We start from the raw sequence: 19,951 nt of genomic DNA on the forward strand, positions 1-19,951 counted from the left end.
GGTAGAACCTATTCCGGCAAGCGTGCCTGCGAGAAGAGGTAGGCAGTCGCGCGGCACCAGACCTCGCTCTCCTGCTCCAATTGGCGGTTCCGGCGGTGGAGATCCCATAGCCCGGAGGATTCCTCACGAGTAGCTCCGGAACGGTGGTCACCGTCGATGTCGGCCTGACGGAACGACTTGTCGATCGTCGTCCCGTGGATGCCGGAGTCCTTAATGATCCGAGCGAGGGAAACGCCGTCTTCACGGGGCCAAACCACGCGCACGACACACTCGCGGAACTCACTCGGGTAGGGAGCAGCCGTGGCGCGCATCCTTCCTGGCCGCCCAACGGGCAAGCCAGATTGGATGTCACCCATTTGGGCGGCAGTCCCGATGCCTTCACACAGGAATGTTGTTGGCTGGCGCTTCAGTTCGTCGGTCTAACAGGCCCGTTCACGACCTGTCACGGACGCCAGAGGTTATACGGCGAAACGAAATTCAACCACGTCCCCGTCCTGCATGACGTAGTCCTTGCCCTCCATGCGCACCTTGCCGGCGGCCTTGGCATCGGCCATGGAGCCGGCGGCCACGAGGTCGTCGAAGGACACGATCTCGGCTTTGATGAACCCGCGCTCGAAGTCCGTGTGGATGACACCGGCCGCCTGCGGAGCGGTGTCGCCCTTGTTGATGGTCCAGGCACGGGCCTCCTTGGGCCCGGCGGTGAGGTAGGTCTGCAGCCCGAGGGTCTCGAAGCCCACACGCGCCAGCTTGTCCAGGCCGGCCTCGTCCTGCCCGGACATCTCGAGCATCTCGGCAGCCTCCTCCTCGGAGAGCTCCACGAGCTCGGACTCGAGCTTGGCGTCCAGGAACACGGCCTCGGCCGGGGCCACGAGCTCGGCCAGCTCAGCCTGGCGCTCGGCCGAGCCGAGCACGCCCTCGTCGCAGTTGAAGACGAAGATGAACGGCTTGGCCGACAGCAACGTGAGGTCGCGGATCTGATCGAGCTCCAGCGAGTCCTTGCGGGAGTAGATCGTGTGCCCCTCGGAGAGCACCTCGTAGGCCGCCTGATAGGCCGAGAGCTTGGCGGGGTCCGCCTTCTTGATCTTGACCTGCTTCTCCAGGCGCGGGATCGCGTTCTCGAGGGTCTGCAGGTCGGCGAGCACCAGCTCGGTGTTGATGGTCTCCATGTCGGAGGCGGGATCGATCTTCCCGTCCACGTGGACCACGTCGGGGTCGTCGAAGGCGCGGACCACCTGGGCGATGGCGTGCGCCTCGCGGATGTTGGCGAGGAACTGATTGCCCAGCCCCTCCCCCTCGGAGGCGCCCTTCACGATGCCCGCGATATCCACGAACGACACCGTGGCCGGGAGGATCTTCTGCGACCCGAAGATACCCGCGAGCGCATCCAGGCGCTCGTCCGGAAGGCTGACCACGCCCACGTTGGGCTCGATGGTGGCGAACGGGTAGTTCGCCGCGAGCACGGTGTTGCGGGTCAGCGCATTGAACAGGGTCGACTTGCCGACGTTGGGGAGACCGACGATTCCGATAGTAAGAGCCACGGGAGGACACCCTACCGGCGACGGGCGCGGCGGTCCGCCCAGCGGCCGAACATCACGGTCCGATCACAACCCCTTGCGACCGCGAATCACGACTGCAAACGTAGGTGCCATCGCAAATCGCGATGCAGGACACATCGACGAGGTGAGCACGATGAACAGCAAGCAGATCCGCAGCACCGCCATCGCCACCGGAGCGGCTTCCCTGCTCTTCCTGGGCTCGGGCGTCGCGGCACAGGCCGCCCCCGCCTGCCCCGGAACCGACCCCACTGACCCGTACGAGGCCGACCAGGCCGCCGCCGCCGAGAAGTGCGACGGACTGACCGGCCAGGAGGCCTTCGACAAGAAGGCCGACGACCTGCCGGACTCCGACGACGGCCACTACACCTGGACCGCCGACAGCGGCATTGCCGACACCGAGCACTACGACCCCTGCGACGGCCTCTCGGCCATCACCGTCAGCTACGCCACCGACGAGGGCGTGCCGGCCGGCAGCCCGGGCTACTTCATCGTGATGCTCTTCCACGACGGCGAGTACCTGGGCACGGACACCGCCGAGGCCTACGAGTGGACCCCGGAGATCGAGCGGGTGGACGACGACACCCTGAGCATCGAGTACCCCTACGGCCACCGCGACGATGCCGTCGGCTTCGAGGGCACCACGGAGTCCACCTTCACCTGGGACGAGGCGTCCGATTCCGTCGAGCACTCGGGCGAGTTCCCGGACACCTTCTGATCCCCTCTCCGCCGCCCGACCCCTGGGCAGGCGGCGGCCTTTCTGAGCACCGAAATCCAGTCGCTTCAGCACGATCGACCCTCACGAGGTGAGACTCATGAACCGCACCCAGCTCCGAGACTCCGTCATCGCCGGCGCAGCGGCCTCCGCTCTGCTGCTCGGCACCGGCACCGCAGCGCATGCCGCCGACGTCGCCCCACCCCAGAACCAGCCCTCACAGTCCTGCTCCGACCTCACCGGAGAGGAGGCCGTCTCCGTCTGGGGCGCCCTCGTCCTCAGCGCCGACGACAGCACGGAGTTGCTCGACCATGCCGACACCTCCGGCTACGACCGCTGCGCCGACCTGTCGTGGATCGTCGTCCCGCACGGCGGCACCGCCTCCTCGGCCAACAGCGTGATGCTGTTCCACCACGGCATCTACAAGGGCACTGCCACGGCCGAGCCGCAGGCCTTCGTCCCGCAGATCGAGCGGATCGACGACGGCTCGATCTCCATCACCTACCGGTATCTGGAGGGCGACGAACCCAACGCCGCACCCCAGGGCCGCGCCGAGTCGACCTTCACCTGGAACGACGCGAGCGACTCCGTCGACCACGAGGGCGAGTTCCCGCCGACCGCCTGACCTGTGTCGACAGATCTCAGATCTCGGCTCCAAGGCCACGGGGTCCCGCACTCGCATGAGTGCGGGACCCCGTGACTTCGACGACACCCGGGCGCAGTTCACCGCGAAAGGAGTCCATGCCAGCTCTCGGAGCACCCACCCCGTCGACCATCTCGCGTCGCCGCGTCCTCCACTCCGCATATGATCCCGCCACCCGCACCACGCGCCTGCAGTGGATGATCCCGGCAGGGACCCGCGTGACGGGCGAATCGCGCTCCAGCAGGAAGCCGCAGATCCTGTTCACGTTCCGCGACGGCGCCTCGAGCACCAGCGGGGCCGGCCGGATCACGAACACGGTGGTGATCCGCAGCATCGCCGGCGGGCGCATCGTCGAGCCCGGGAGCCTGCCCCTCGACCCCTCCGTGGTCAAGGACTACAACCAGAGGGCGACCAGCCCCGACGGCATCTACTGATCCCGTCGGGATCGTCCCGCACATATGGGCCATCTGTCATGGCCAGGTCGTGACACCTCCTGACGGCGGACAGGGCCCCGCGCGGTGGACCATGGAGGCATGCGCACAGCACCCGATGCCCCAGACCCCCGCTCGGAGCCCGTCGCTCCCCCGGCTGTCGAGCTGAACAACCTGCACAAGAGCTTCCGCACACGCTCCGGCCGGGTCGCAGCCGTCGACGGACTGGATCTCACGATCGCCCAAGGCGAGATCGTCGCCCTGCTGGGCCCCAACGGCGCTGGCAAGACCACAGCGCTGGATATGGTGCTGGGCTTCACCGACCCCACGTCCGGGACCTGCCGCGTCCTCGGGCTTCCCCCGCGCCAGGCCGTCAACCAGGGACGGGTGTCGGCGGTGCTGCAGAGCGGAGCCCTGCTGGATGACCTGACCGTGCGCGAGACCGTGGCCATGGTCGCCACGCAGCATCCCCGCCACCTTCCCATCGACGAGGCCCTGGAGCGCGCCGGGGCTTCCGGCATCGCCCGCAGGAAGGTCTCCAAGTGCTCGGGAGGCGAGCAGCAGCGTCTGCGCTTCGCCCTGGCCCTGCTGTGCGAACCCGAGCTGCTCGTGCTCGACGAGCCCACCGCCGGCATGGACGTGACCGTGCGACGCGAGTTCTGGGCCTCCATGCACCAGGAGGCCCAGCGGGGGCGCACGATCATCTTCGCCACCCACTACCTCGAGGAGGCGGAGCAGTTCGCCGACCGCATCGTCGTGGTGAGCGCCGGGCGCATCATCGCCGACGGCACGACCGAGCAGATCCGCGCCCTGGGCGGGCTGCGGCGCGTCACCTGCCGCTGGGACCCCGCCGACGGCGACCCCGCCTCCGTGCTGAGCCGTCTTCCGGAGGGCGTGCAGATCGAACAGACCCCGGAGCGCACCGTCTTCAGCGGCGCCGATACCGACCTGATCGCCCGCACGCTGCTGACCACGACCCGGGCCAGCGACCTGCTGATCGAGCAGGCGGGCCTGGAGGAGGCGTTCGTGGGACTGACCTCGACAACCGCCGACGACGACGCCGCCTGAGCGTCCCCGGACAGCCTTCCGCCCGCATGAAGGAGCCCTCGTCATGACCACCTCCACCGCACACGGCACGCAGGCAGCGCCCTCGCCTGTCTCCACAGCTCGACGCAGCCCCGTCCTGGCGGTCCTGCGCTACGCCGCCTACGACCTGCGACGGAATCTGCGCATGGTCGAGAGCCTGTTCTTCGTCATCGTGCTGCCGTCGGCGCTGTACCTGATGTTCGGGGCCCTCACGGAGTTCGGCGACTTCCCGGCCGGCTCAGGCAATGTCGCAGGGACGATCGCCGTCTCCATGGCCGTCTACGGCGCCACGCTGGCCACGACCAGCATCGCCGGCACCGCAGCCGTCGAGCGCTCCAAGGGATGGGGCCGGCTGCTCGGGCTGACCCCCATGCGCCAGGCGGAGTACGCCGCCGCGAAGGTCCTGGTGGCGCTGGCCATCGCCGCGCTTCCGGTGATCGTCGTCTTCATCGTGGCTGCGCTGACGGGCGCCGACATCGGCCCGATCGGCACCTGGATCTCCACCGGGCTGATCACCGTGGCGGCCTCGGCCATGTTCGCGCTCTACGGGCTGACCTTCGGGCTGCTGTTCCGCTCGGAGTCCGCCGTCGGGGCCGCCTCGGGCCTGCTCGTGGTGCTCGCGTTCTTCGGCAACCTGTTCATGCCGCTGTCCGGGACGCTGCTGGAGATCGCCAAGTTCACTCCCATGTACGGGCTGAAGGGACTGGCCTCCTGGCCGCAGATGGAGGGGATGACCACCGGGATGAACGCCGCACAGGAGGACAGCCTGCTGGGACTTCTGGTCAACGTGCTCGCCTGGACCGCGATCTTCGCCGTCACCACCCTGCTGGCGGCCCGACGCTCGAAGGCACGGGCATGACCCTCTCCCCCGCCGAGACCACGCACGACGAGCGCGTCGGATCGACCCTCTATGCCTCCATCTGGCTGATCTTCCTGGCCTTCCCCGTGGTCGGTCTGCTGCGCAGCGCACACGGCCCGGCGGCCATGGCCGTCGGCGTCGGGCTCCTGCTGCTCTTCGCCGTCGTCTACGTCCTGTCCTGGTGGGAGCCGGGCGCCCTGAGCCGCCTGCCGCGCATCCCGGCCACCCTGATGTGGCTGTTCGGCCTGACTCTGTGCCTCGCCCTGCTGACCCCCTTGCTGGGCGGGTCGGTGCTGGGGTGCTTCCCCTTCCTGGTGGCGCTGCTCGCATTCCGCCTCCCCTCGGTGCGCTCCCGCGTGATGTGGATCCTGGTGCTCGACGCGCTGACGGCGGCCCTGCTGATCTGGGTGTGGCCTCAGCACCTGTTCTGGGCCGTCCCGGTCATCGCCATGTCCTCGGTCCTGATGGCCGTGCTGGCCTCCGTGATAGACCGCGAGGAGCGCACACGCGACCTCGCTGAGCAACTGCTCCTGGCGCAGCAGCGGGAATCGCTGGGACGCGACGTCCACGACCTGCTGGGGCACTCGCTGACCGTCATCACGGTCAAGACCGAGCTCGCTCGCCGGATGGTCGAGCGCGACCCGCAGCGCGCGATCGCCGAGCTCGACGAGGTGCTCGCACTGTCCCGCGAGGCCGCCAGCGAGGTGCGGCAGGCCGTCGGCGGTCTGCACAGCCCCGAGTGGGCGGCGCAGCTGCGGGCGGCGCGCACGGCCCTGGACGCCGCCGAGATCGAGGCACGGCTGCCCGGCCCTGCTGGTCTGCCGGCCGAGCAGCAGACCCTGCTGGCCTGGTGCCTGCGCGAGGCCGTGACCAATGTGATCCGCCATGCCCAGGCCACCGTCTGCACGGTGGAGGCCGGACCCGGCAGACTGGTGGTGGAGGACGACGGCGTCGGAACCGATCCGGGCGCGGGCACGGGCAACGGCCTGCGCGGCATGCGCGAGCGCGTGCGCCAGGCAGGCGGCGAGCTGATCCTCAGCGCCGCCGACGCCTCCCCCGATCGACCCGGAACCCGACTGGAAGTGCGGCTGCCATGACCGACCCGATCCGCCTGCTGCTGGCTGATGACCAGGCGCTGGTCCGCGGCGCCCTGGCCGCGCTGCTGGAGCTCGAGGGGGACCTGGAGATCGTGGCCCAGACCGGCTCGGGAACGGAGGTCGTGGACCTGGCGCGCGAGCACCGGGCCGACGTAGCGCTGCTGGACATCGAGATGCCCGGGCTCGACGGCATCGACACCGCAGCCGCCCTGCGGGACGCGCAGCTCGGGTGCCGCAGCCTCATCGTCACCACGTTCGGGCGCCCCGGGTACCTGCGCCGGGCGCTGGAGGCGGGGGCACGCGGCTTCGTCGTCAAGGACACGCCTGCCGAGCAGCTTGCCGCCGCGGTGCGCACGGTCCACGTCGGTGGACGCGTGATCGACCCCTCCCTGGCCGAGGAATCGCTGATCACCGGCGGCAGCCCCCTGACCGAGCGCGAGCGCGACGTCCTGCGCATCGCCCTGGACGGCGCCTCCGTGAAGGAGATGGCCGCCCGCCTTCACCTGTCCCAGGGCACGGTGCGCAACCACCTGTCCTCGGCGATCGGCAAGACGCATACGGCCAATCGCGCCGCGGCAGCACGGGCGGCGCAGGACAACGGGTGGCTCTGAGCTGTCAGTGCATCGGTTCGCATGGAGAACCTCCTAGGATGTTGGACACAGCCTGAACGATGGCCGAATGCCCGAGAACCCGGAGGCCCCTGTGTCCCACCCCCGTCACCCCCTGTTCGCCGCGAGCCTCCTGGGGCTGACGCTGGCGCTGTCCGGCTGCACTGCGCAGCCCTCCGACGAGCCCGAGCCGGCCCCGGAGACCGTGACGGTGACGCAGACGGCCCCGGCCGAGGATCAGCCCTCCGCCGAGGCGTCCCCGGAAGCCGCAGAGGACTCCCCCTCGACCGAAGGCGACGATTCCGCCGAGGCCTCGGGGCAAGCCTCGGAGGCGGCCGATAGCGATGCGGCGGCGAAGCCTGCCGCCGACGCCTCCGGCCTCAGCGAGCGCGGCAACATCCCCAAGCAGATCGGCGAGGAGGCGAGCCTCACCGCTTCCTCCGGGGAGAAAGCGCTGTCCTTCGAGGTCACCGACATCCAGTCGGACTTCCAGTGCACCAGCCCCTACGCGGAGGCCCCGGAGAATGAGTCCTTCGTCAAGGTCGACATCATGGCCAGCACCGGCTCCGCCGAGGACCTGGAGGAGCTGTTCTACATCAACTCCATGATGTTCAATCCGTACGACTGGAAGTTCGTGGACTCTTCCGGTCGCACGGCCAATGACATCGGCACTGTGGCCAGCTACATGTGCCTTGACACCGGCGAATCCCTGCCCGATGAGATCGGCCCGGGTGAGAACGTCTCCGGATCACTGATCCTCGACGTGACCGACTCCTCCGGCACGCTGGTGTATGCCCCGCTCTTCGACTCCGAAGGCTGGGAGTGGAGCCTCTGACCTACTGAGGGTTCTCGTCGCAGCGCGGCTCCGTCCGAGGACGGGGCCCCGCTGTGCTGTCGGAGCGAGCTGAGAATCTGAGTCGCATGGAACAGACCTCCTCCCTCGGCATCGTCCTCCCCCTGCTGCTCTTCATCGCAGGCACGGTGGCCGGTCTGGCCGTGGGCTGGCTGCTGGCCTCCCGTCGTGCGGCCGGTGGAGCGGACGCCCGGGAGCTCGAGAGCATGCGGCAGGACAACGCCGAGCTGCAGCGCCGCCTTGCTGCGGCCCAGGAGAGCTCCCGACTGCAGACCGAGCGGGTGGCCGCGCTGGAGGAGCGCTCTGCTCAGGACCAGGACGTCCTCACCGCTCTGGCTCCGCTGGCCGATCGGCTGCGCGGGGTCCAGGAGCACGTGACCCGGCTCGAGAAGGATCGCTCCCAGCAGTTCGGGGAGGTCTCCCGCGCGCTCGAGCAGGCTCGGGAGGCGGACGCCGAGCTGCAGCGCGTCACGGGATCGCTGGCGGGATCGCTGCGCTCCAACTCCGCCCGCGGCACCTGGGGCGAGGTCCAGCTGCGCCGCGTGGTGGAGGCCGCGGGGATGCTGCGCCACGTCGACTTCCAGGAGCAGGTCCATGTGCAGACCGAGGACGGCGCGCACCGTCCGGACATGGTCGTGAAGCTGCCCGGGGAGCAGCGGCTGATCGTTGATGCCAAGGCCCCCATGGCCTCGTACCTGCGCGCCCAGGACCTCGGCCACGACGGCTCGGAGCCGGCCCTCGCCGCCCGGACCAAGCTGCTCAAGGGCCACGCCGATGCCCTGCGAGCGCACGTGGACGCCCTGGGCTCCAAGAAGTACTGGACCTCGACCGTCGGCTCGCCCGAGCTCGTGCTGTGCTTCGTGCCCGTGGAGTCGGCGCTGTCGGCCGCGCTGGAGGCGGATCCCTCGCTGCTGGATCATGCAGCGGCGCGCAGCGTGGCCCTGGTGTCGCCGGTCTCCCTGCTTGCCTCGCTCAAGGCGGTCGCCTTCTCATGGCGCCAGGAGTCGCTGGCTCAGGACGCGTCGCAGCTGCTGCAGCTGTCGCGGGACCTCTACGACCGGCTGGGCACCGTGGGCGGGCACCTCAGCGCCATGGGCGGGTCCATCCGCCGCTCCGTGGAGACCTACAACAAGCTCGTGGGCTCGCTCGAGACCCGCGTGCTGCCCACGGCTCGTCGGCTCAACGACCTGGATGTCACGGCACCCGCCGACGACCGCCTGGAGACGGCCACGGTCGAGTCCACCCCGCGTGCGATCACAGCCCCGGAGCTGCTGGACCAGGAGACGCAGGAGGGGCCGCAGGACTGACCTGTCGATCGGCCGACAGGCTCAGCGCGCCGGGCGCGCTCCGCGGCCTCCGAGGTTGCGGGTGGCGTCGCCGTCTGCCGTCAGACGCGCACGCAGCTCCTTGGGAAGCGAGAAGAGGATGTCCTCCTCGGCCGTGACGACCTCCTCCACGTCGGCGTAGCCGTACTCGGCCAGCAGGGCCATGACGTCACGGACCAGGACCTCCGGCACGGAGGCGCCCGAGGTCACGCCCACGGTGCGCACGCCCTCGAACCAGGACTCGTCCACCTCGTTCGCGTTGTCCACGCGCTCGGCGCGAGCCGCGCCGTACTCGGCGGCGACCTCCTTGAGGCGCACGGAGTTCGACGAGTTCGGGGAGCCCACCACGATCACCAGATCCGTCTGCGGCGCGATCTCCTTGATCGCGCCCTGGCGGTTGGAGGTCGCGTAGCAGATGTCGTCGGAGGGCGGATCCTGCAGGTTCGGGAAGCGCTCGCGCAGGGCGGTGACGATCTCGAGGGTCTCGTCCACGGACAGCGTGGTCTGGGACAGCCACACGAGGTTGTCGGGGTCCTCGACCTCGAGGCTCGGCACGTCCTCCGGGCCGTTGACGATGATCGTGCGGTCCGGGGCCTCGCCGTAGGTGCCCTCGACCTCCTCGTGGCCCACGTGGCCGATGAGCAGGATCTGACGGCCCTGCTTGGCGAAGCGCACGGCCTCGCGGTGCACCTTGGTCACCAGCGGGCAGGTGGCGTCGATGGTCTGCAGGCCGCGATCGGCGGCCGAGCTCACGACCGCCGGGGAGACGCCGTGGGCGGAGAACACGAGCAGCGAGCCCTCCGGGACCTCGTCGACCTCCTCCACGAACACCGCGCCGTCGGCCTCGAGGGTCTGGACCACGTGCTTGTTGTGCACGATCTCCTTGCGCACGTACACCGGCGCGCCGTAGTGATCGAGCGCCTTCTCCACCGCGATCACGGCCCGGTCCACGCCGGCGCAGTAGCCGCGCGGGGAGGCGAGCAGGACCTTCTTGTCCCCTTCGACGGGCGCTGCCGCCGCGACCTCCTCAGGAGAGCGGCGCACGCGGGGGACGACGGGCATGGAGAGAGCGACGGGTGCGGACATGCCCCGCATTCTACGGGCTCCACAGGTGCCGGGGACATGTCATGCGTGTCACCGGATCACTGCCGGCGGCCACGCGGCATCAGGCCTCGATGACCCGCCGACCGCTTCGGCTCAGCCCGGTCGTCGAGTCACCGCCGGAGGCGTCGTCGCCGCCCAGGCGCCAGGTCAGGCGCAGCCCGCCCAGGACCACCCCTGCTGCGGTCAGCGCCACCCCGGTCCACAGCCAGGGGCTCAGCCGCTGGTCCAGGCCGGCACCGAGCACCGCGAACAGCCGATCGACCACGGTGCGACCCACCCCCTCCAGGTCCGGGGAGGCCATGACCGAGTCGGCGAAGCCCTGCAGGACCATCCCGGCTGCGATCACGCCGCCGATGAGACCGATGCCTGCCCCCAGCAGCGCCCACTCGCGATGCCGGGCGATGAGCAGCGCCAGGACAGCGGCGACCGCAGCAGCGATCCACCAGTACGGCGCCTGATCCGAGACCTCGGAGAGCTGATCCAGCGCGGGGCCGGTGGCCGAGTCGGGGATCTCGGCCACGCCGTCCTGGATGCCCACCAGATCCATCGAGGACAGATCGACCTCCAGGCCGAAGTTCAGCCGGTCGCTGATCGCCTCGGAGAGCCCGTCCATGACCGGCGCGACCTCGACCTGCAGGTCCTCCGGGGCGCCGTCGGGGCTCTCGGCAGCGGCGACGTTGGCGTCGTACGTGCCCTCGAGGACCTCGCGCATGTCCTGCTGGTAGGCGTCGCCGTCGAAGTAGTCGCTCATGGTCGACTGCACCCTGCGGTCCACCCAGCCGGTGATCGTCCCGCCCAGCGGGATGTCCCCGGTGTCGGCGTTCTGGACGGCCTGGGAGGCGGAGTCCAGCGCCATGTCCTCGATCTCGCCGCGCAGCTGCTGATCGGCCAGCAGGTCCTCCGACAGCGCCGAGAAGCCCTCGCGATCCATCACGGTGTCATCGATCCAGGTGGTCGCCACGGCCATCACCGCCGCCAGCCCGGCACACAGCGCCAGGACCGAGGCCACGACGGTGCGCAGAACGCCCAGCGCACCGGGACCGCGACGTCGCGCCGCGGGCGCAGGCCGGTCCCAGGGAAGGCCTCCGGCGGGGGTCTCGGAGCGCTGAGCAGTCATGCGCACCACGCTACCGGGACAGGCTGTCCACCCACCGGCGTCGGACCCGTGACCTGCACGACTCGGGTGGTATGCATGGAACATGACGGAACAGCCCCCCGCCGGCGATCAGCGCCCGGCACCGGCCCCGCGCGCGGGGCTGACCACGCCGGAGAACCCGTGGCCGCTGCGGCTGCTGGCCGAGAACCTCCACGCGTACATCGCCCGGTGCGACCCCACCTGGGTCGAGGGCCAGATCATCGAGATCAACGAGCGCCCGCGCGTCACCTTCCTGACCCTGCGCGACGTCGACCAGGAGATCTCGGTCCCCGTGACCCTGTTCCCTCGCGAGATGCAGGCCCTGGAGACCCCGCTCGAGAAGGGCATGCGGGTCGTCGCCCAGGTCCGCCCCGACTACTGGACCAAGACCGGGCGGCTGTCGATGATCGGCCACGGCGTGCGTCCTGTGGGCCTGGGCGATCTGCTGGTGCGCATCGAGCAGCTGCGCCGCGCGCTGGCCGAGGAGGGCCTGTTCGACGCCGAGCGCAAGCGCCCGATCCCCCAGCTGCCCCAGCGCGTCGGGCTGATCACCGGGCGCAACTCGGATGCCGAGAAGGACGTCGTGCGCAACGCGTCCCTGCGGTGGCCGTCGGTGCAGTTCGAGATCCGCAACGTCGCCGTGCAGGGCGCCGCCTCTGCAGGCCAGGTCATGGGCGCGCTCGCCGAGCTCGACGCCCACCCGGACGTCGACGTCATCATCATCGCCCGCGGCGGCGGCGCCTTCGAGGACCTGCTGCCGTTCAGCGACGAGCGCCTGCTGCGCGCCGTCGCCGATGCCACCACCCCCGTGATCTCGGCGATCGGCCACGAGAACGACCAGCCGCTGCTGGATCACGTGGCCGACGTCCGCGCCTCCACGCCCACCGACGCCGGCAAGCGCGTGGTCCCGGACCTCGTGGAGGAGAAGGCGAACGTCGCCCGCGCCCGAGCGGTGCTGGATCGCGCGGTGACCCAGTTCCTCGACCGGGAGCAGCGAGCCCTGGAGTCGATCCGCTCCCGCCCCGTCCTGGACCAGCCGGAGGGCATGATCCTGGTGCGCGAGGAGGACATCGACCGCCTGCGCGAGCGCTCCCAGCGCACCACCGCCCACCGGATCGAACGGGACCGCACCGCGATCGAGCAGATGAAGCTGCGGGTGCGCGCGCTGTCCCCGCAGGAGACCCTCAACCGCGGCTACGCCGTGGTCCAGGATGACAGCGGCGCCGTGGTGCGCGGCACCGATCAGGTGGCCGTGGACGACGAGCTCACGGTGCGCCTGGCCGCAGGCGAGCTGTCGGTGCGGACCCTCGAGCTCTCCGAGCGCCGCCCCGGACAGCTGCGCGACGACTGACCCACGATCACCGCTTTCCCCGAAAGGACCGCACTCATGACCGAGACCACCCCGTCCTCCCCCGGTGCCGCCCCGGACCTCTCCGACATCGAGTCCATGGGCTACGAGCAGGCCCGCGAGGAGCTCGTGGCCACCGTGTCCAAGCTCGAGGCCGGCGGCACGGCGCTGGAGGAGTCGCTGGCGCTGTGGGAGCGCGGCGAGGCACTGGCCAATCGCTGCGAGCAGTGGCTCGACGGCGCCCGAGACCGCCTGGATGCCGCCCGCGCGCGCCGCGAGAGCGCCGAGGACCAGGACTGAGACCGCGGCTCAGGAGCTCGGGCGAAGCCGCTCGAGCGCCTCGAGCAGCTGCTCCATGACCGCCTCGCGGTCCTGCGCGCGATCAGCCAGGATCCCGAGCGCGGCGTTGTGATACAGCCCGTCGCCCATGTGCAGCACGGCCTGGGCGGTCACAGGATCGCCCAGCTCGGCCTCGAGCATCCGGTACCAGCGGGCCTCGAGGCCCAGCATGGCCTCCCGCGCACCCTGATCGCCGCTCTGGACCAGGCGCGAGGTCGTGAGGATCGAGCGGTCCAGGGCGGTATCGGCCCACAGGGAGGAGCGCAGGTAGGCCCGGGCGGAGCCTTCGGCGGAGGCCTCCATGGCCTGCGTGCCTTCCTCGGCGAGTTGCCGCATGCGCTCCACCGAGGCGTCGGCCAGCTCCTGCCGGGTGGAGAAGTGGTAGAGCAGCCCGCCCTTGGAGACCCCGGCGCGCGCCGCCACGGCCTCGAGGGTCGCCGAGCGCTCCCCCTCATCCACGACGATCCGGTCGAAGGCGTCGAGGAGCCGCTCCCGGGCCTGGGGCTTGCGTGCCACGCCGCCTCCTTCCCTCGTCGACCCGACGGGTCGATCCGATCGTCCTGCGCCGCTGCGGTGAGCCTCACGACACTCGCGTGAAACCATACCGTCCAGACGGTACAGTTACGCGGGCGCCGCTGTCACGGCGCACCGAGAAGCCACCGCTCGCCCGAGCCGCCGGTGAGGCACAGCCCCGGCCGCGCTCGAGATCGCGAGCCGAGAGCATGTGAGGAGGTCAGCGTGTCCACTGCCCAGACCGCCGCCCAGGAGCAGGGCACCCAGCGCAGCGCGTGGATCGGGCTAGCCGCCCTGATGCTCCCGGTGCTCACCGTCGCCGTCACCACCACCACCCTGAGCTTCGCCCTGCCGGACATCGGCGCGGATCTGCGCCCCACCGGGACCCAGCTGCTGTGGATCGTGGACATCTACCCGCTGATCCTGGCCGGGCTGCTGATCCCGATGGGCACCGTGGGCGATCACATCGGCCGTCGACGCCTCCTGATGATCGGCGCCGTCGGCTTCGCCCTGTCGTCGGTGGCCGGCGGGCTCTCGACGAGCCCCGAGATGCTCATCGCCTCCCGTGTGGCCGTGGCCATCTTCGGCTCCATGCTGCTGCCGGCCACTCTGTCCCTGATCCGCGTGCTCTTCCCGTCCGACGCCTCCCGCCGCATCGCGATCGCTGTGTGGACCGCGGGCTTCAGCGCCGGAGCGGCGCTGGGGCCGATCATCGGCGGAGGGCTGCTCACCTGGTTCAGTTGGCACGCCGCGATCCTGGCGCCCGTTCCCTTCTGCCTGCTCTTCGCCGTCCTGGCCCCGCTGGTCCTGCCCGAGTCGCGGGATCCCAACCCCGGCAAGCTGGATTTGATCTCCGCCGCTCTGGCGATCCTGACCATGACCCCGATCGTCTACGGGATCAAGACCGCGGCCACCGCCGGGTCTCTCCTCACCGCCGTGGTGACCATGCTCGTGGGCCTGGCCTTCGGAACCCTGTTCGTGCTGCGCCAGCGCCGGCTGAGCCACCCCATGCTCGAGCTCGGGCTGTTCCGCTCGGGCCGCTTCTCCGGCGGCGTGCTGGTGAACATCGCCTCCAACATGGCGCAGTTCGGCTTCCTGTTCTTCCTGAACCAGCACATGCAGCTCGTCGTGGGCATGGACTCCTTCACCGCAGGGCTCATGATCATCCCGGGCATGACCCTGGCCATCGTCTCCGGCCTGGTGGGCGCCCGCTGGGCAGGCACCGCAGGCCCCCGAACGGTCGTGGTCACCGGCGTGCTGCTCATCGCGGCCGGCTACGGCGTGATCGCGGTGTTCGCGAACGAGTCCTGGTGGCCGCTGACCCTCGGCTACGCCGTGCTGTCGCTGGGGCTGGGCTTCTCGACCACGCTGTCCACCGAGCTCGTGGTCGGCTCGGTCCCCCCGGAAAAGTCGGGCTCGGCCTCGGCGATCTCCGAGACCGGCTACGAACTCGGCTCCGTGCTGGGCACCTCGCTGGTGGGCGGGATCGTCACCGGGCTCTACCAGCGCTTCCTGCGGGTCCCCGACGGCTTCGACGCCGAGAGCACCCAGGCGGCTCGCGAGACGCTGGGCGGCGCCTACGCGATCGGCGCGCAGTCCGACGGCGGCCAGCGCCTGATCGACGCCGCCGGGCAGGCCTACACACAGGCCATCCACATGACGGGCGTCGTCTCGACGATCGTGCTGGTGGCCTTCGCGCTGCTGGTCCTGCGCATGCTGCGCAGCCCGTCGTTCACCGCGACCGTCGATGCCCGCACGGGGCAGATGTCGATCGTGCCCCCGGCCTCGACGGATCCCGAGGACTGATCCGCCGCAGTCCCGGCTGGTGGCAGATCAGCAGGCCATCAGAGCTGATGGCCTGCTGATCTGTCACCAGCCCGCCGCATCGGCGGTGCCGCGATCCTCCTCGCCCGGAACGACGCCGGCTCCCCAACTCGAGGAGTCGGGGAGCCGGCGTCGTCAGGGGTTCCGATCAGCGGACCTGGTGGTAGCTGCCCAGGAACTCCTCGATGCGATCCAGCGCCGTGGCGAGCATCTCCACCGAGGGCAGGAACACGAGCCGGAAGTGATCGGGCGTGGGGAGGTTGAAGGCCGAGCCGTGGCTGACCAGGATCTTCTGCTCCTTGAGCAGGTCCAGGGCGAAGCGCTCGTCGTCCTCGATCCCGAACTTCTCGACATCCAGCTTGGGGAACAGGTACAGCGCGCCGCGAGCCGGCTCGCAGGTCACCCCGTCGATCGCGTTGAGGCGCTCGTAGGCCAGATCGCGCTGGGCCTTGAGGCGCCCGCCCGGGAGGATGAGGTCGTTGATCGACTGGTACCCACCCAGGGCCGTCTGGATGGCGTGCTGGGCCGGGACGTTGGCGCACATGCGCATGTTGGACAGCAGCTTGAGCCCCTCGAGGTAGGACTCGGCCTTCCAGTTGGGGCCCGTGATCGCCAGCCAGCCGGAGCGGTAGCCCGCCACGCGGTACGCCTTCGACAGCCCCGAGAAGGTCAGGCACAGGACGTCCTCGCCGCACAGCGAGGCCAGGTTGATCATCTCGGCGCCGTCGTAGGTGATCTTCTCGTAGATCTCGTCGGCGAACAGGATGAGATCATGCTCCTTGGCCAGGTCGACGATCCCCTGCAGGGTCTCGCGCGAGTAGACCGCACCGGTGGGGTTGTTCGGGTTGATCACCACGATGCCCCGGGTGGAGGGCGTGATCTTGGCCCGGATGTCCTCGAGGTCCGGATTCCAGCCGTCGGCCTCGTCGCAGGCGTAGTGCACGGGCGTGCCGCCGGACAGGGCCGTGGCCCCGGTCCACAGCGGGTAGTCCGGGGAGGGGACCAGGATCTCGTCGCCGTCGTCGCACAGCGCCTGCAGCGACATGGTGATCAGCTCGGAGACGCCGTTGCCCAGGAAGACCTCGGAGACGTCGAGGTTCATGATCCCGCGGGTCTGGTAGTACTGCACGACCGCGGTGCGCGCCGAGAAGATGCCGCGGGAGTCCGAGTAGCCCTGCGCGTTCGGCAGGTTCTTGATCATGTCGACCAGCACGGCGTCCGGGGCCTCGAAGCCGAACGGCGCGGGATTGCCGATGTTCAGGCGCAGGATGCGGTGTCCCGCGTCCTCCATGCGCTCCGCCTGCTCGAGGACCGGACCGCGGACGTCGTAGCGGACATCGGCGAGCTTCTTGGACTGGGTGATCTTGCGCATGCGCCCACGATACGCGGACCTAGTTCTGAGTGCCCCACCAGTAATCGGCCGCCTCGTACGGCGTGTACAGGTCCTGGGAGGTCGTCATCCGCGTCAGCAGGGTCATGGCATCGGCATCCAGGCGGCCGTCGACGTCATCGACCACAGTCCGGACGCTCTGCGGCAGCTCATCATCGGCCACGGGCACCACGCGCTCGGGGATCATGGCGCCGGAGCCGTCCTCGAGGACCACGAGCGCGTTGTCCTGGATCTCCGGACGCGTCGTGACCACCACTGCGGCCTGCACGTCGTCGCGCAGCAGGGCCTCCACCGTCTCCTCCGGCGATCCGTAGCCCACGACCTTCTGCGGCTCGCAGCCGTAGAGCTCCTCCAGCGCCGGCACGGTGACCGGCTGCTCGGTCTCCTCGTTGGGGACGCCGATGGTCATCTTCGAGCAGTCCCCGCTCAGCGAATCCAGCGTGCTGCCGGACAGCTGCGCACCCGTGGCCGCGGTGACGGCCATGGCCCGGGTGCGATCCGCCGAGCCCGTGGCCAGCAGGGTCAGGCCGTCGGGCAGCTGCTCCTGCACGGCTGCCTCAACATCGGCATCCGAGAACCCTGCGGTTCCTGGGTCCTGTCCCACCAGGGAGGTCAGCGAATCGATCAGTCCCCCGCTGTCGGCTGCCGCCTCCCCCCCGGGGCTTGGGGTCGGCTCTGCTGGGGACTGCTCGGCCGAGGCGGCGTCGAGCTCCAGGTAGAGGTCGCCGGTGAAGTCCGGGTAGACGTCGACCGTGCCGTCCTCGACCGCCTGGAGGTAGCCGGCACGGCCTCCCTCCACCTCGCGGACCTCGGCTGCGATGCCGCTGTCCTCCAGCGCCAGCACCCACGCATCCGCGACGGCCTGCGTCTGGACGGTGGGACCGGCGCCGACCAGCACGGGCCCCTCCTCCGAGACTGCCGGCTGGGGATCGTCGCCGCGGTCGCCGCAGCCGGTGAGCACGAGCAGCCCGGTCGCCGAGACCGCCAGCAGGCCGCGCCGGAGGCTCCTGCCGGTGGATCGCGCCGTGGTCTCCTGCTGCCCGCTGATTCCCATGCGCGCCAGTCTAGGGAAGCCCGACCTCCGGCGCCGACGCCGACGCCGACGCCCCTAGGATCGACACCATGCCCCTTCAGCACTGCGCCGTCTATCGTGACGGGCGCCTCCTGGCGTCCCCGAGCTCGATCCGCGAAGGAGCCCGGCTGCTCGATGACTCCCCCGAGCACGACGGCAGCTTCATCTGGATCGCCCTGGAATCGCCCACCCGGGAGGAGTTCGACCAGCTGCAGGGGCGCTTCGCGCTGCACGATCTGGCCGTCGAGGACTCGCTGCAGGCCCATCAGCGGCCCAAGGTCGAGCGCTACGGGCCGGACATGTTCACGGTCCTTCGCCCGGCCGTCTACGACGATGCCCAGGAGCAGATCCGGATCGGGGAGATCCACGTCTTCCTGGGCACCGACTACGCGGTGACCGTGCGCTACGAGCCGTCGGAGGTGCTGCGCCGAGCCGCTCGGCGCCTGGAGGACGATCCCAAGCTGCTGGCCCGGGGGCCGGCTGCCGTGCACTACACCGTCGTCGATCAGATGGTGGACGACTACTTCCCGGTCCTGCAGGGGGTCTCAGCCGATCTGGATCAGATCGAGGACGATCTGCTGGCCGGCGAGGACCGGGTCTCGCCGCGCATCTACAGCCTCGCCCGGCAGGTCACCGGCTTCCACCGCGCCTGCGAGCCCCTCGAGGACATGCTCGGGCAGGCTGCCCGGGCCGAGCGGGTCCGGGACGACGAGACCCTGCGCCACCTGCTGCGCGATGTGTCCGATCACGCCGTGTCGGTGACCCGCCGCGTGGAGTCGCTGCGCGCGGCGCTCAACGACGCCATGCAGCTCGACGCCACGCTGACCGCCGCCCGGCAGAACGACGCCGCCATGCAGCTCAACGACCAGACCAAGAGGATCTCGTCCTGGGCCGCCATCCTGGTGGTGCCGACCCTGATCGCGGGCATCTACGGCATGAACTTCGACGACATGCCCGAGCTGCACTGGGCGCTGGGCTACCCGTACTCGCTGGGGCTGATGGCGCTGTGCTCGCTCGTGCTCTACCTCGTGTTCAAGCACAAGGACTGGCTGTGAGCGCTCGTGCCTGAGTACGACGACGGCCGGTCGCCTCCCCGGAGGAGGTGACCGGCCGTCGTCGTGCGGTGTGCGGGACTCAGGCGCGCTTGGCGCGACGAGCCGCCTTCTTCTCCTCGCGCTGATGCCGCATCTGCTCGTCCTTGCGGGCGCGGCGCTCGAGGATCTCCTCGACCGACTCCTCCCGGGAGCCGTCGGTGCGGCCCTTGCTGATCTTGAGGACGCGCTTCACGACCCACCAGAGCAGGAAGACGATGACCACGACGTAGACGATGTTGGAGAACACCCCGGCCCACTGCTCCATGAGGTGCCAGTTCGCCCCCAGGATCCAGCCGGCCACCACGAAGATCGTGTTCCAGATCAGCGAGCCGATCGTGGTCAGGCCCGTGAAGAACCAGAACGGCATGCGCTCCACTCCCGCCGGGATCGAGATCAGCGACCGGAACAGCGGCACCATGCGGCCGAGGAAGATGGTGTACGGGCCGTACTTGTCGAACCAGTCCTCCGTGCGCTCGACGTCGTGGACGTCCACCAGCGGCAGGCGGTCCACGATCAGGTAGAGGCGACGACGGCCCAGCCAGGCGCCCAACCCGTAGAGCGCCATGGCTCCCACGACGGAGCCCAGCGTGGTCCAGAAGATGGCCTCCCACAGAGTGAAGCCGCCCTGGGTGGCCGTGAAGCCGGCCAGCGGGAGGATGATCTCCGACGGCAGCGGCGGGAAGAGGTTCTCCGCGGCCACCAGGAGGCCCGCGCCGGGGGCGCCGATCGCATCCATCAGGTCCACGGACCATCCGGCGATGCCGGTCAGCCCGGCCTCCTCGGAAGCGGACTGCGCAGCGATCTGCGGTGCGGACTGGGCTGCGATGGTCAGCGCGGAAGAGCTGGTCAGGGGCATGGGTCTCCTTGCGGGAAGTCGGTCGCGCGGACGGCGCGCATGCGGGGCGCACGTCGGCGGGCGGCTGTGTCGCAGCATTGTTCCAGACCGGACCGGGTATCCGCTG

20 protein-coding genes are annotated in these 19,951 nt (G+C 70.0%); 13 read left to right on the forward strand and 7 right to left on the reverse strand.

The annotated features are described in order from the left end of the window. Nucleotides 1–458: 458 nt before the first annotated feature. Nucleotides 459–1,538 carry a redox-regulated ATPase YchF gene (gene ychF, locus RF645_RS03925; protein ID WP_006215464.1) on the reverse strand — a complete coding sequence of 360 codons (1,080 nt, stop codon included), beginning with the start codon at nucleotides 1,536–1,538 and terminating at the stop codon, nucleotides 459–461. Nucleotides 1,539–1,689: 151 nt separating this feature from the next. Between ychF and RF645_RS03930 the strand changes: the two genes are divergently transcribed. From RF645_RS03930 to rmuC, 9 genes are all read left to right on the forward strand, one after another. Beyond that, nucleotides 1,690–2,271, forward strand: coding sequence for an LppP/LprE family lipoprotein (locus tag RF645_RS03930; RefSeq protein ID WP_006215465.1), 582 nt, complete (start codon nucleotides 1,690–1,692; stop codon nucleotides 2,269–2,271). Nucleotides 2,272–2,368: 97 nt separating this feature from the next. Beyond that, complete coding sequence (locus tag RF645_RS03935; RefSeq protein WP_006215466.1) at nucleotides 2,369–2,893, forward strand: LppP/LprE family lipoprotein; 525 nt, start codon at nucleotides 2,369–2,371, stop codon at nucleotides 2,891–2,893. Between the two features lie 116 nt (nucleotides 2,894–3,009). Further along, complete coding sequence (locus tag RF645_RS03940) at nucleotides 3,010–3,345, forward strand: hypothetical protein (RefSeq protein ID WP_006215467.1); 336 nt, start codon at nucleotides 3,010–3,012, stop codon at nucleotides 3,343–3,345. A 99-nt stretch (nucleotides 3,346–3,444) separates the two neighbouring features. Beyond that, nucleotides 3,445–4,410: an ABC transporter ATP-binding protein gene (locus RF645_RS03945; protein ID WP_051990499.1), complete on the forward strand. Its 966-nt coding sequence runs from the start codon at nucleotides 3,445–3,447 to the stop codon at nucleotides 4,408–4,410. A gap of 43 nt (nucleotides 4,411–4,453) precedes the next feature. Further along, complete coding sequence (locus RF645_RS03950; RefSeq protein WP_368818632.1) at nucleotides 4,454–5,287, forward strand: ABC transporter permease; 834 nt, start codon at nucleotides 4,454–4,456, stop codon at nucleotides 5,285–5,287. Then, nucleotides 5,284–6,384, forward strand: coding sequence for a sensor histidine kinase (locus RF645_RS03955; protein WP_006215470.1), 1,101 nt, complete (start codon nucleotides 5,284–5,286; stop codon nucleotides 6,382–6,384). The genes RF645_RS03950 and RF645_RS03955 overlap by 4 nt, the downstream gene beginning before the upstream one ends. Then, nucleotides 6,381–6,995, forward strand: coding sequence for a response regulator transcription factor (locus tag RF645_RS03960; protein WP_006215471.1), 615 nt, complete (start codon nucleotides 6,381–6,383; stop codon nucleotides 6,993–6,995). Before RF645_RS03955 ends, RF645_RS03960 begins: the two co-directional genes overlap by 4 nt. A gap of 67 nt (nucleotides 6,996–7,062) precedes the next feature. Further along, complete coding sequence (locus RF645_RS03965; protein ID WP_040561360.1) at nucleotides 7,063–7,827, forward strand: hypothetical protein; 765 nt, start codon at nucleotides 7,063–7,065, stop codon at nucleotides 7,825–7,827. A gap of 86 nt (nucleotides 7,828–7,913) precedes the next feature. Beyond that, a complete protein-coding gene (rmuC, locus tag RF645_RS03970) occupies nucleotides 7,914–9,152 on the forward strand; it encodes a DNA recombination protein RmuC (protein WP_006215473.1) in 1,239 nt (412 codons plus the stop codon). A 21-nt stretch (nucleotides 9,153–9,173) separates the two neighbouring features. On the opposite strand, the gene RF645_RS03975 is transcribed toward rmuC, so the two are convergent. Both RF645_RS03975 and RF645_RS03980 read right to left on the reverse strand, forming a co-directional pair. Next, nucleotides 9,174–10,256, reverse strand: coding sequence for a 4-hydroxy-3-methylbut-2-enyl diphosphate reductase (locus RF645_RS03975; RefSeq protein ID WP_040561387.1), 1,083 nt, complete (start codon nucleotides 10,254–10,256; stop codon nucleotides 9,174–9,176). A 79-nt stretch (nucleotides 10,257–10,335) separates the two neighbouring features. Beyond that, nucleotides 10,336–11,391 (reverse strand): hypothetical protein, encoded by a 1,056-nt coding sequence (locus tag RF645_RS03980; protein WP_157796665.1) that lies wholly within the window; start codon nucleotides 11,389–11,391, stop codon nucleotides 10,336–10,338. 82 nt (nucleotides 11,392–11,473) lie between these two features. On the opposite strand from RF645_RS03980, the gene xseA reads away from it, so the two are divergent. Then, nucleotides 11,474–12,760 carry an exodeoxyribonuclease VII large subunit gene (gene xseA, locus RF645_RS03985; protein WP_006215476.1) on the forward strand — a complete coding sequence of 429 codons (1,287 nt, stop codon included), beginning with the start codon at nucleotides 11,474–11,476 and terminating at the stop codon, nucleotides 12,758–12,760. A gap of 36 nt (nucleotides 12,761–12,796) precedes the next feature. Beyond that, nucleotides 12,797–13,057, forward strand: coding sequence for an exodeoxyribonuclease VII small subunit (locus tag RF645_RS03990; protein ID WP_006215477.1), 261 nt, complete (start codon nucleotides 12,797–12,799; stop codon nucleotides 13,055–13,057). A gap of 9 nt (nucleotides 13,058–13,066) precedes the next feature. On the opposite strand, the gene RF645_RS03995 is transcribed toward RF645_RS03990, so the two are convergent. Beyond that, complete coding sequence (locus tag RF645_RS03995; protein WP_006215478.1) at nucleotides 13,067–13,612, reverse strand: TetR/AcrR family transcriptional regulator; 546 nt, start codon at nucleotides 13,610–13,612, stop codon at nucleotides 13,067–13,069. 222 nt (nucleotides 13,613–13,834) lie between these two features. Between RF645_RS03995 and RF645_RS04000 the strand changes: the two genes are divergently transcribed. Continuing rightward, nucleotides 13,835–15,415: an MFS transporter gene (locus RF645_RS04000; RefSeq protein ID WP_006215479.1), complete on the forward strand. Its 1,581-nt coding sequence runs from the start codon at nucleotides 13,835–13,837 to the stop codon at nucleotides 15,413–15,415. A 166-nt stretch (nucleotides 15,416–15,581) separates the two neighbouring features. On the opposite strand, the gene RF645_RS04005 is transcribed toward RF645_RS04000, so the two are convergent. Continuing rightward, nucleotides 15,582–16,805, reverse strand: coding sequence for a pyridoxal phosphate-dependent aminotransferase (locus RF645_RS04005; protein ID WP_006215480.1), 1,224 nt, complete (start codon nucleotides 16,803–16,805; stop codon nucleotides 15,582–15,584). A gap of 19 nt (nucleotides 16,806–16,824) precedes the next feature. Continuing rightward, on the reverse strand, nucleotides 16,825–17,877 hold the full coding sequence (locus RF645_RS04010; protein WP_006215481.1) for a glycine betaine ABC transporter substrate-binding protein: 1,053 nt from the start codon (nucleotides 17,875–17,877) through the stop codon (nucleotides 16,825–16,827). Between the two features lie 68 nt (nucleotides 17,878–17,945). On the opposite strand from RF645_RS04010, the gene RF645_RS04015 reads away from it, so the two are divergent. Continuing rightward, entirely contained in the window at nucleotides 17,946–18,950 is a 1,005-nt protein-coding gene (locus RF645_RS04015) for a magnesium and cobalt transport protein CorA (RefSeq protein WP_368818633.1), read from the forward strand. A gap of 79 nt (nucleotides 18,951–19,029) precedes the next feature. Here RF645_RS04015 and RF645_RS04020 read toward each other — a convergent pair whose 3' ends face one another. Beyond that, nucleotides 19,030–19,845, reverse strand: a complete 816-nt coding sequence (locus RF645_RS04020; RefSeq protein WP_006215483.1) for a DedA family protein — start codon at nucleotides 19,843–19,845, stop codon at nucleotides 19,030–19,032. Nucleotides 19,846–19,951: the final 106 nt, after the last annotated feature.

The organism is Kocuria sp. CPCC 205260, assembly GCF_040981045.1.
In the GTDB taxonomy this organism is placed as follows: Bacteria; Actinomycetota; Actinomycetes; order Actinomycetales; family Micrococcaceae; genus Kocuria; species Kocuria palustris.

What these genes read in the sequence shown, in the direction of transcription:
- RF645_RS03965 (WP_040561360.1), top strand. Translation starts at nt 7,063, where the DNA reads ATGCCCGAGAACCCGGAGGCCCCTGTGTCCCACCCCCGTCACCCCCTG.
- RF645_RS03960 (WP_006215471.1), top strand. Translation starts at nt 6,381, where the DNA reads ATGACCGACCCGATCCGCCTGCTGCTGGCTGATGACCAGGCGCTGGTC.
- RF645_RS03990 (WP_006215477.1), top strand. Translation starts at nt 12,797, where the DNA reads ATGACCGAGACCACCCCGTCCTCCCCCGGTGCCGCCCCGGACCTCTCC.
- RF645_RS04015 (WP_368818633.1), top strand. Translation starts at nt 17,946, where the DNA reads ATGCCCCTTCAGCACTGCGCCGTCTATCGTGACGGGCGCCTCCTGGCG.
- RF645_RS03945 (WP_051990499.1), top strand. Translation starts at nt 3,445, where the DNA reads ATGCGCACAGCACCCGATGCCCCAGACCCCCGCTCGGAGCCCGTCGCT.
- RF645_RS03975 (WP_040561387.1), bottom strand. Translation starts at nt 10,256, where the DNA reads ATGTCCGCACCCGTCGCTCTCTCCATGCCCGTCGTCCCCCGCGTGCGC.
- RF645_RS03980 (WP_157796665.1), bottom strand. Translation starts at nt 11,391, where the DNA reads ATGACTGCTCAGCGCTCCGAGACCCCCGCCGGAGGCCTTCCCTGGGAC.
- RF645_RS03940 (WP_006215467.1), top strand. Translation starts at nt 3,010, where the DNA reads ATGCCAGCTCTCGGAGCACCCACCCCGTCGACCATCTCGCGTCGCCGC.
- rmuC (WP_006215473.1), top strand. Translation starts at nt 7,914, where the DNA reads ATGGAACAGACCTCCTCCCTCGGCATCGTCCTCCCCCTGCTGCTCTTC.
- RF645_RS03950 (WP_368818632.1), top strand. Translation starts at nt 4,454, where the DNA reads ATGACCACCTCCACCGCACACGGCACGCAGGCAGCGCCCTCGCCTGTC.
- RF645_RS03930 (WP_006215465.1), top strand. Translation starts at nt 1,690, where the DNA reads ATGAACAGCAAGCAGATCCGCAGCACCGCCATCGCCACCGGAGCGGCT.
- xseA (WP_006215476.1), top strand. Translation starts at nt 11,474, where the DNA reads ATGACGGAACAGCCCCCCGCCGGCGATCAGCGCCCGGCACCGGCCCCG.
- RF645_RS04010 (WP_006215481.1), bottom strand. Translation starts at nt 17,877, where the DNA reads ATGGGAATCAGCGGGCAGCAGGAGACCACGGCGCGATCCACCGGCAGG.
- RF645_RS04005 (WP_006215480.1), bottom strand. Translation starts at nt 16,805, where the DNA reads ATGCGCAAGATCACCCAGTCCAAGAAGCTCGCCGATGTCCGCTACGAC.
- RF645_RS03935 (WP_006215466.1), top strand. Translation starts at nt 2,369, where the DNA reads ATGAACCGCACCCAGCTCCGAGACTCCGTCATCGCCGGCGCAGCGGCC.
- RF645_RS03955 (WP_006215470.1), top strand. Translation starts at nt 5,284, where the DNA reads ATGACCCTCTCCCCCGCCGAGACCACGCACGACGAGCGCGTCGGATCG.
- RF645_RS04020 (WP_006215483.1), bottom strand. Translation starts at nt 19,845, where the DNA reads ATGCCCCTGACCAGCTCTTCCGCGCTGACCATCGCAGCCCAGTCCGCA.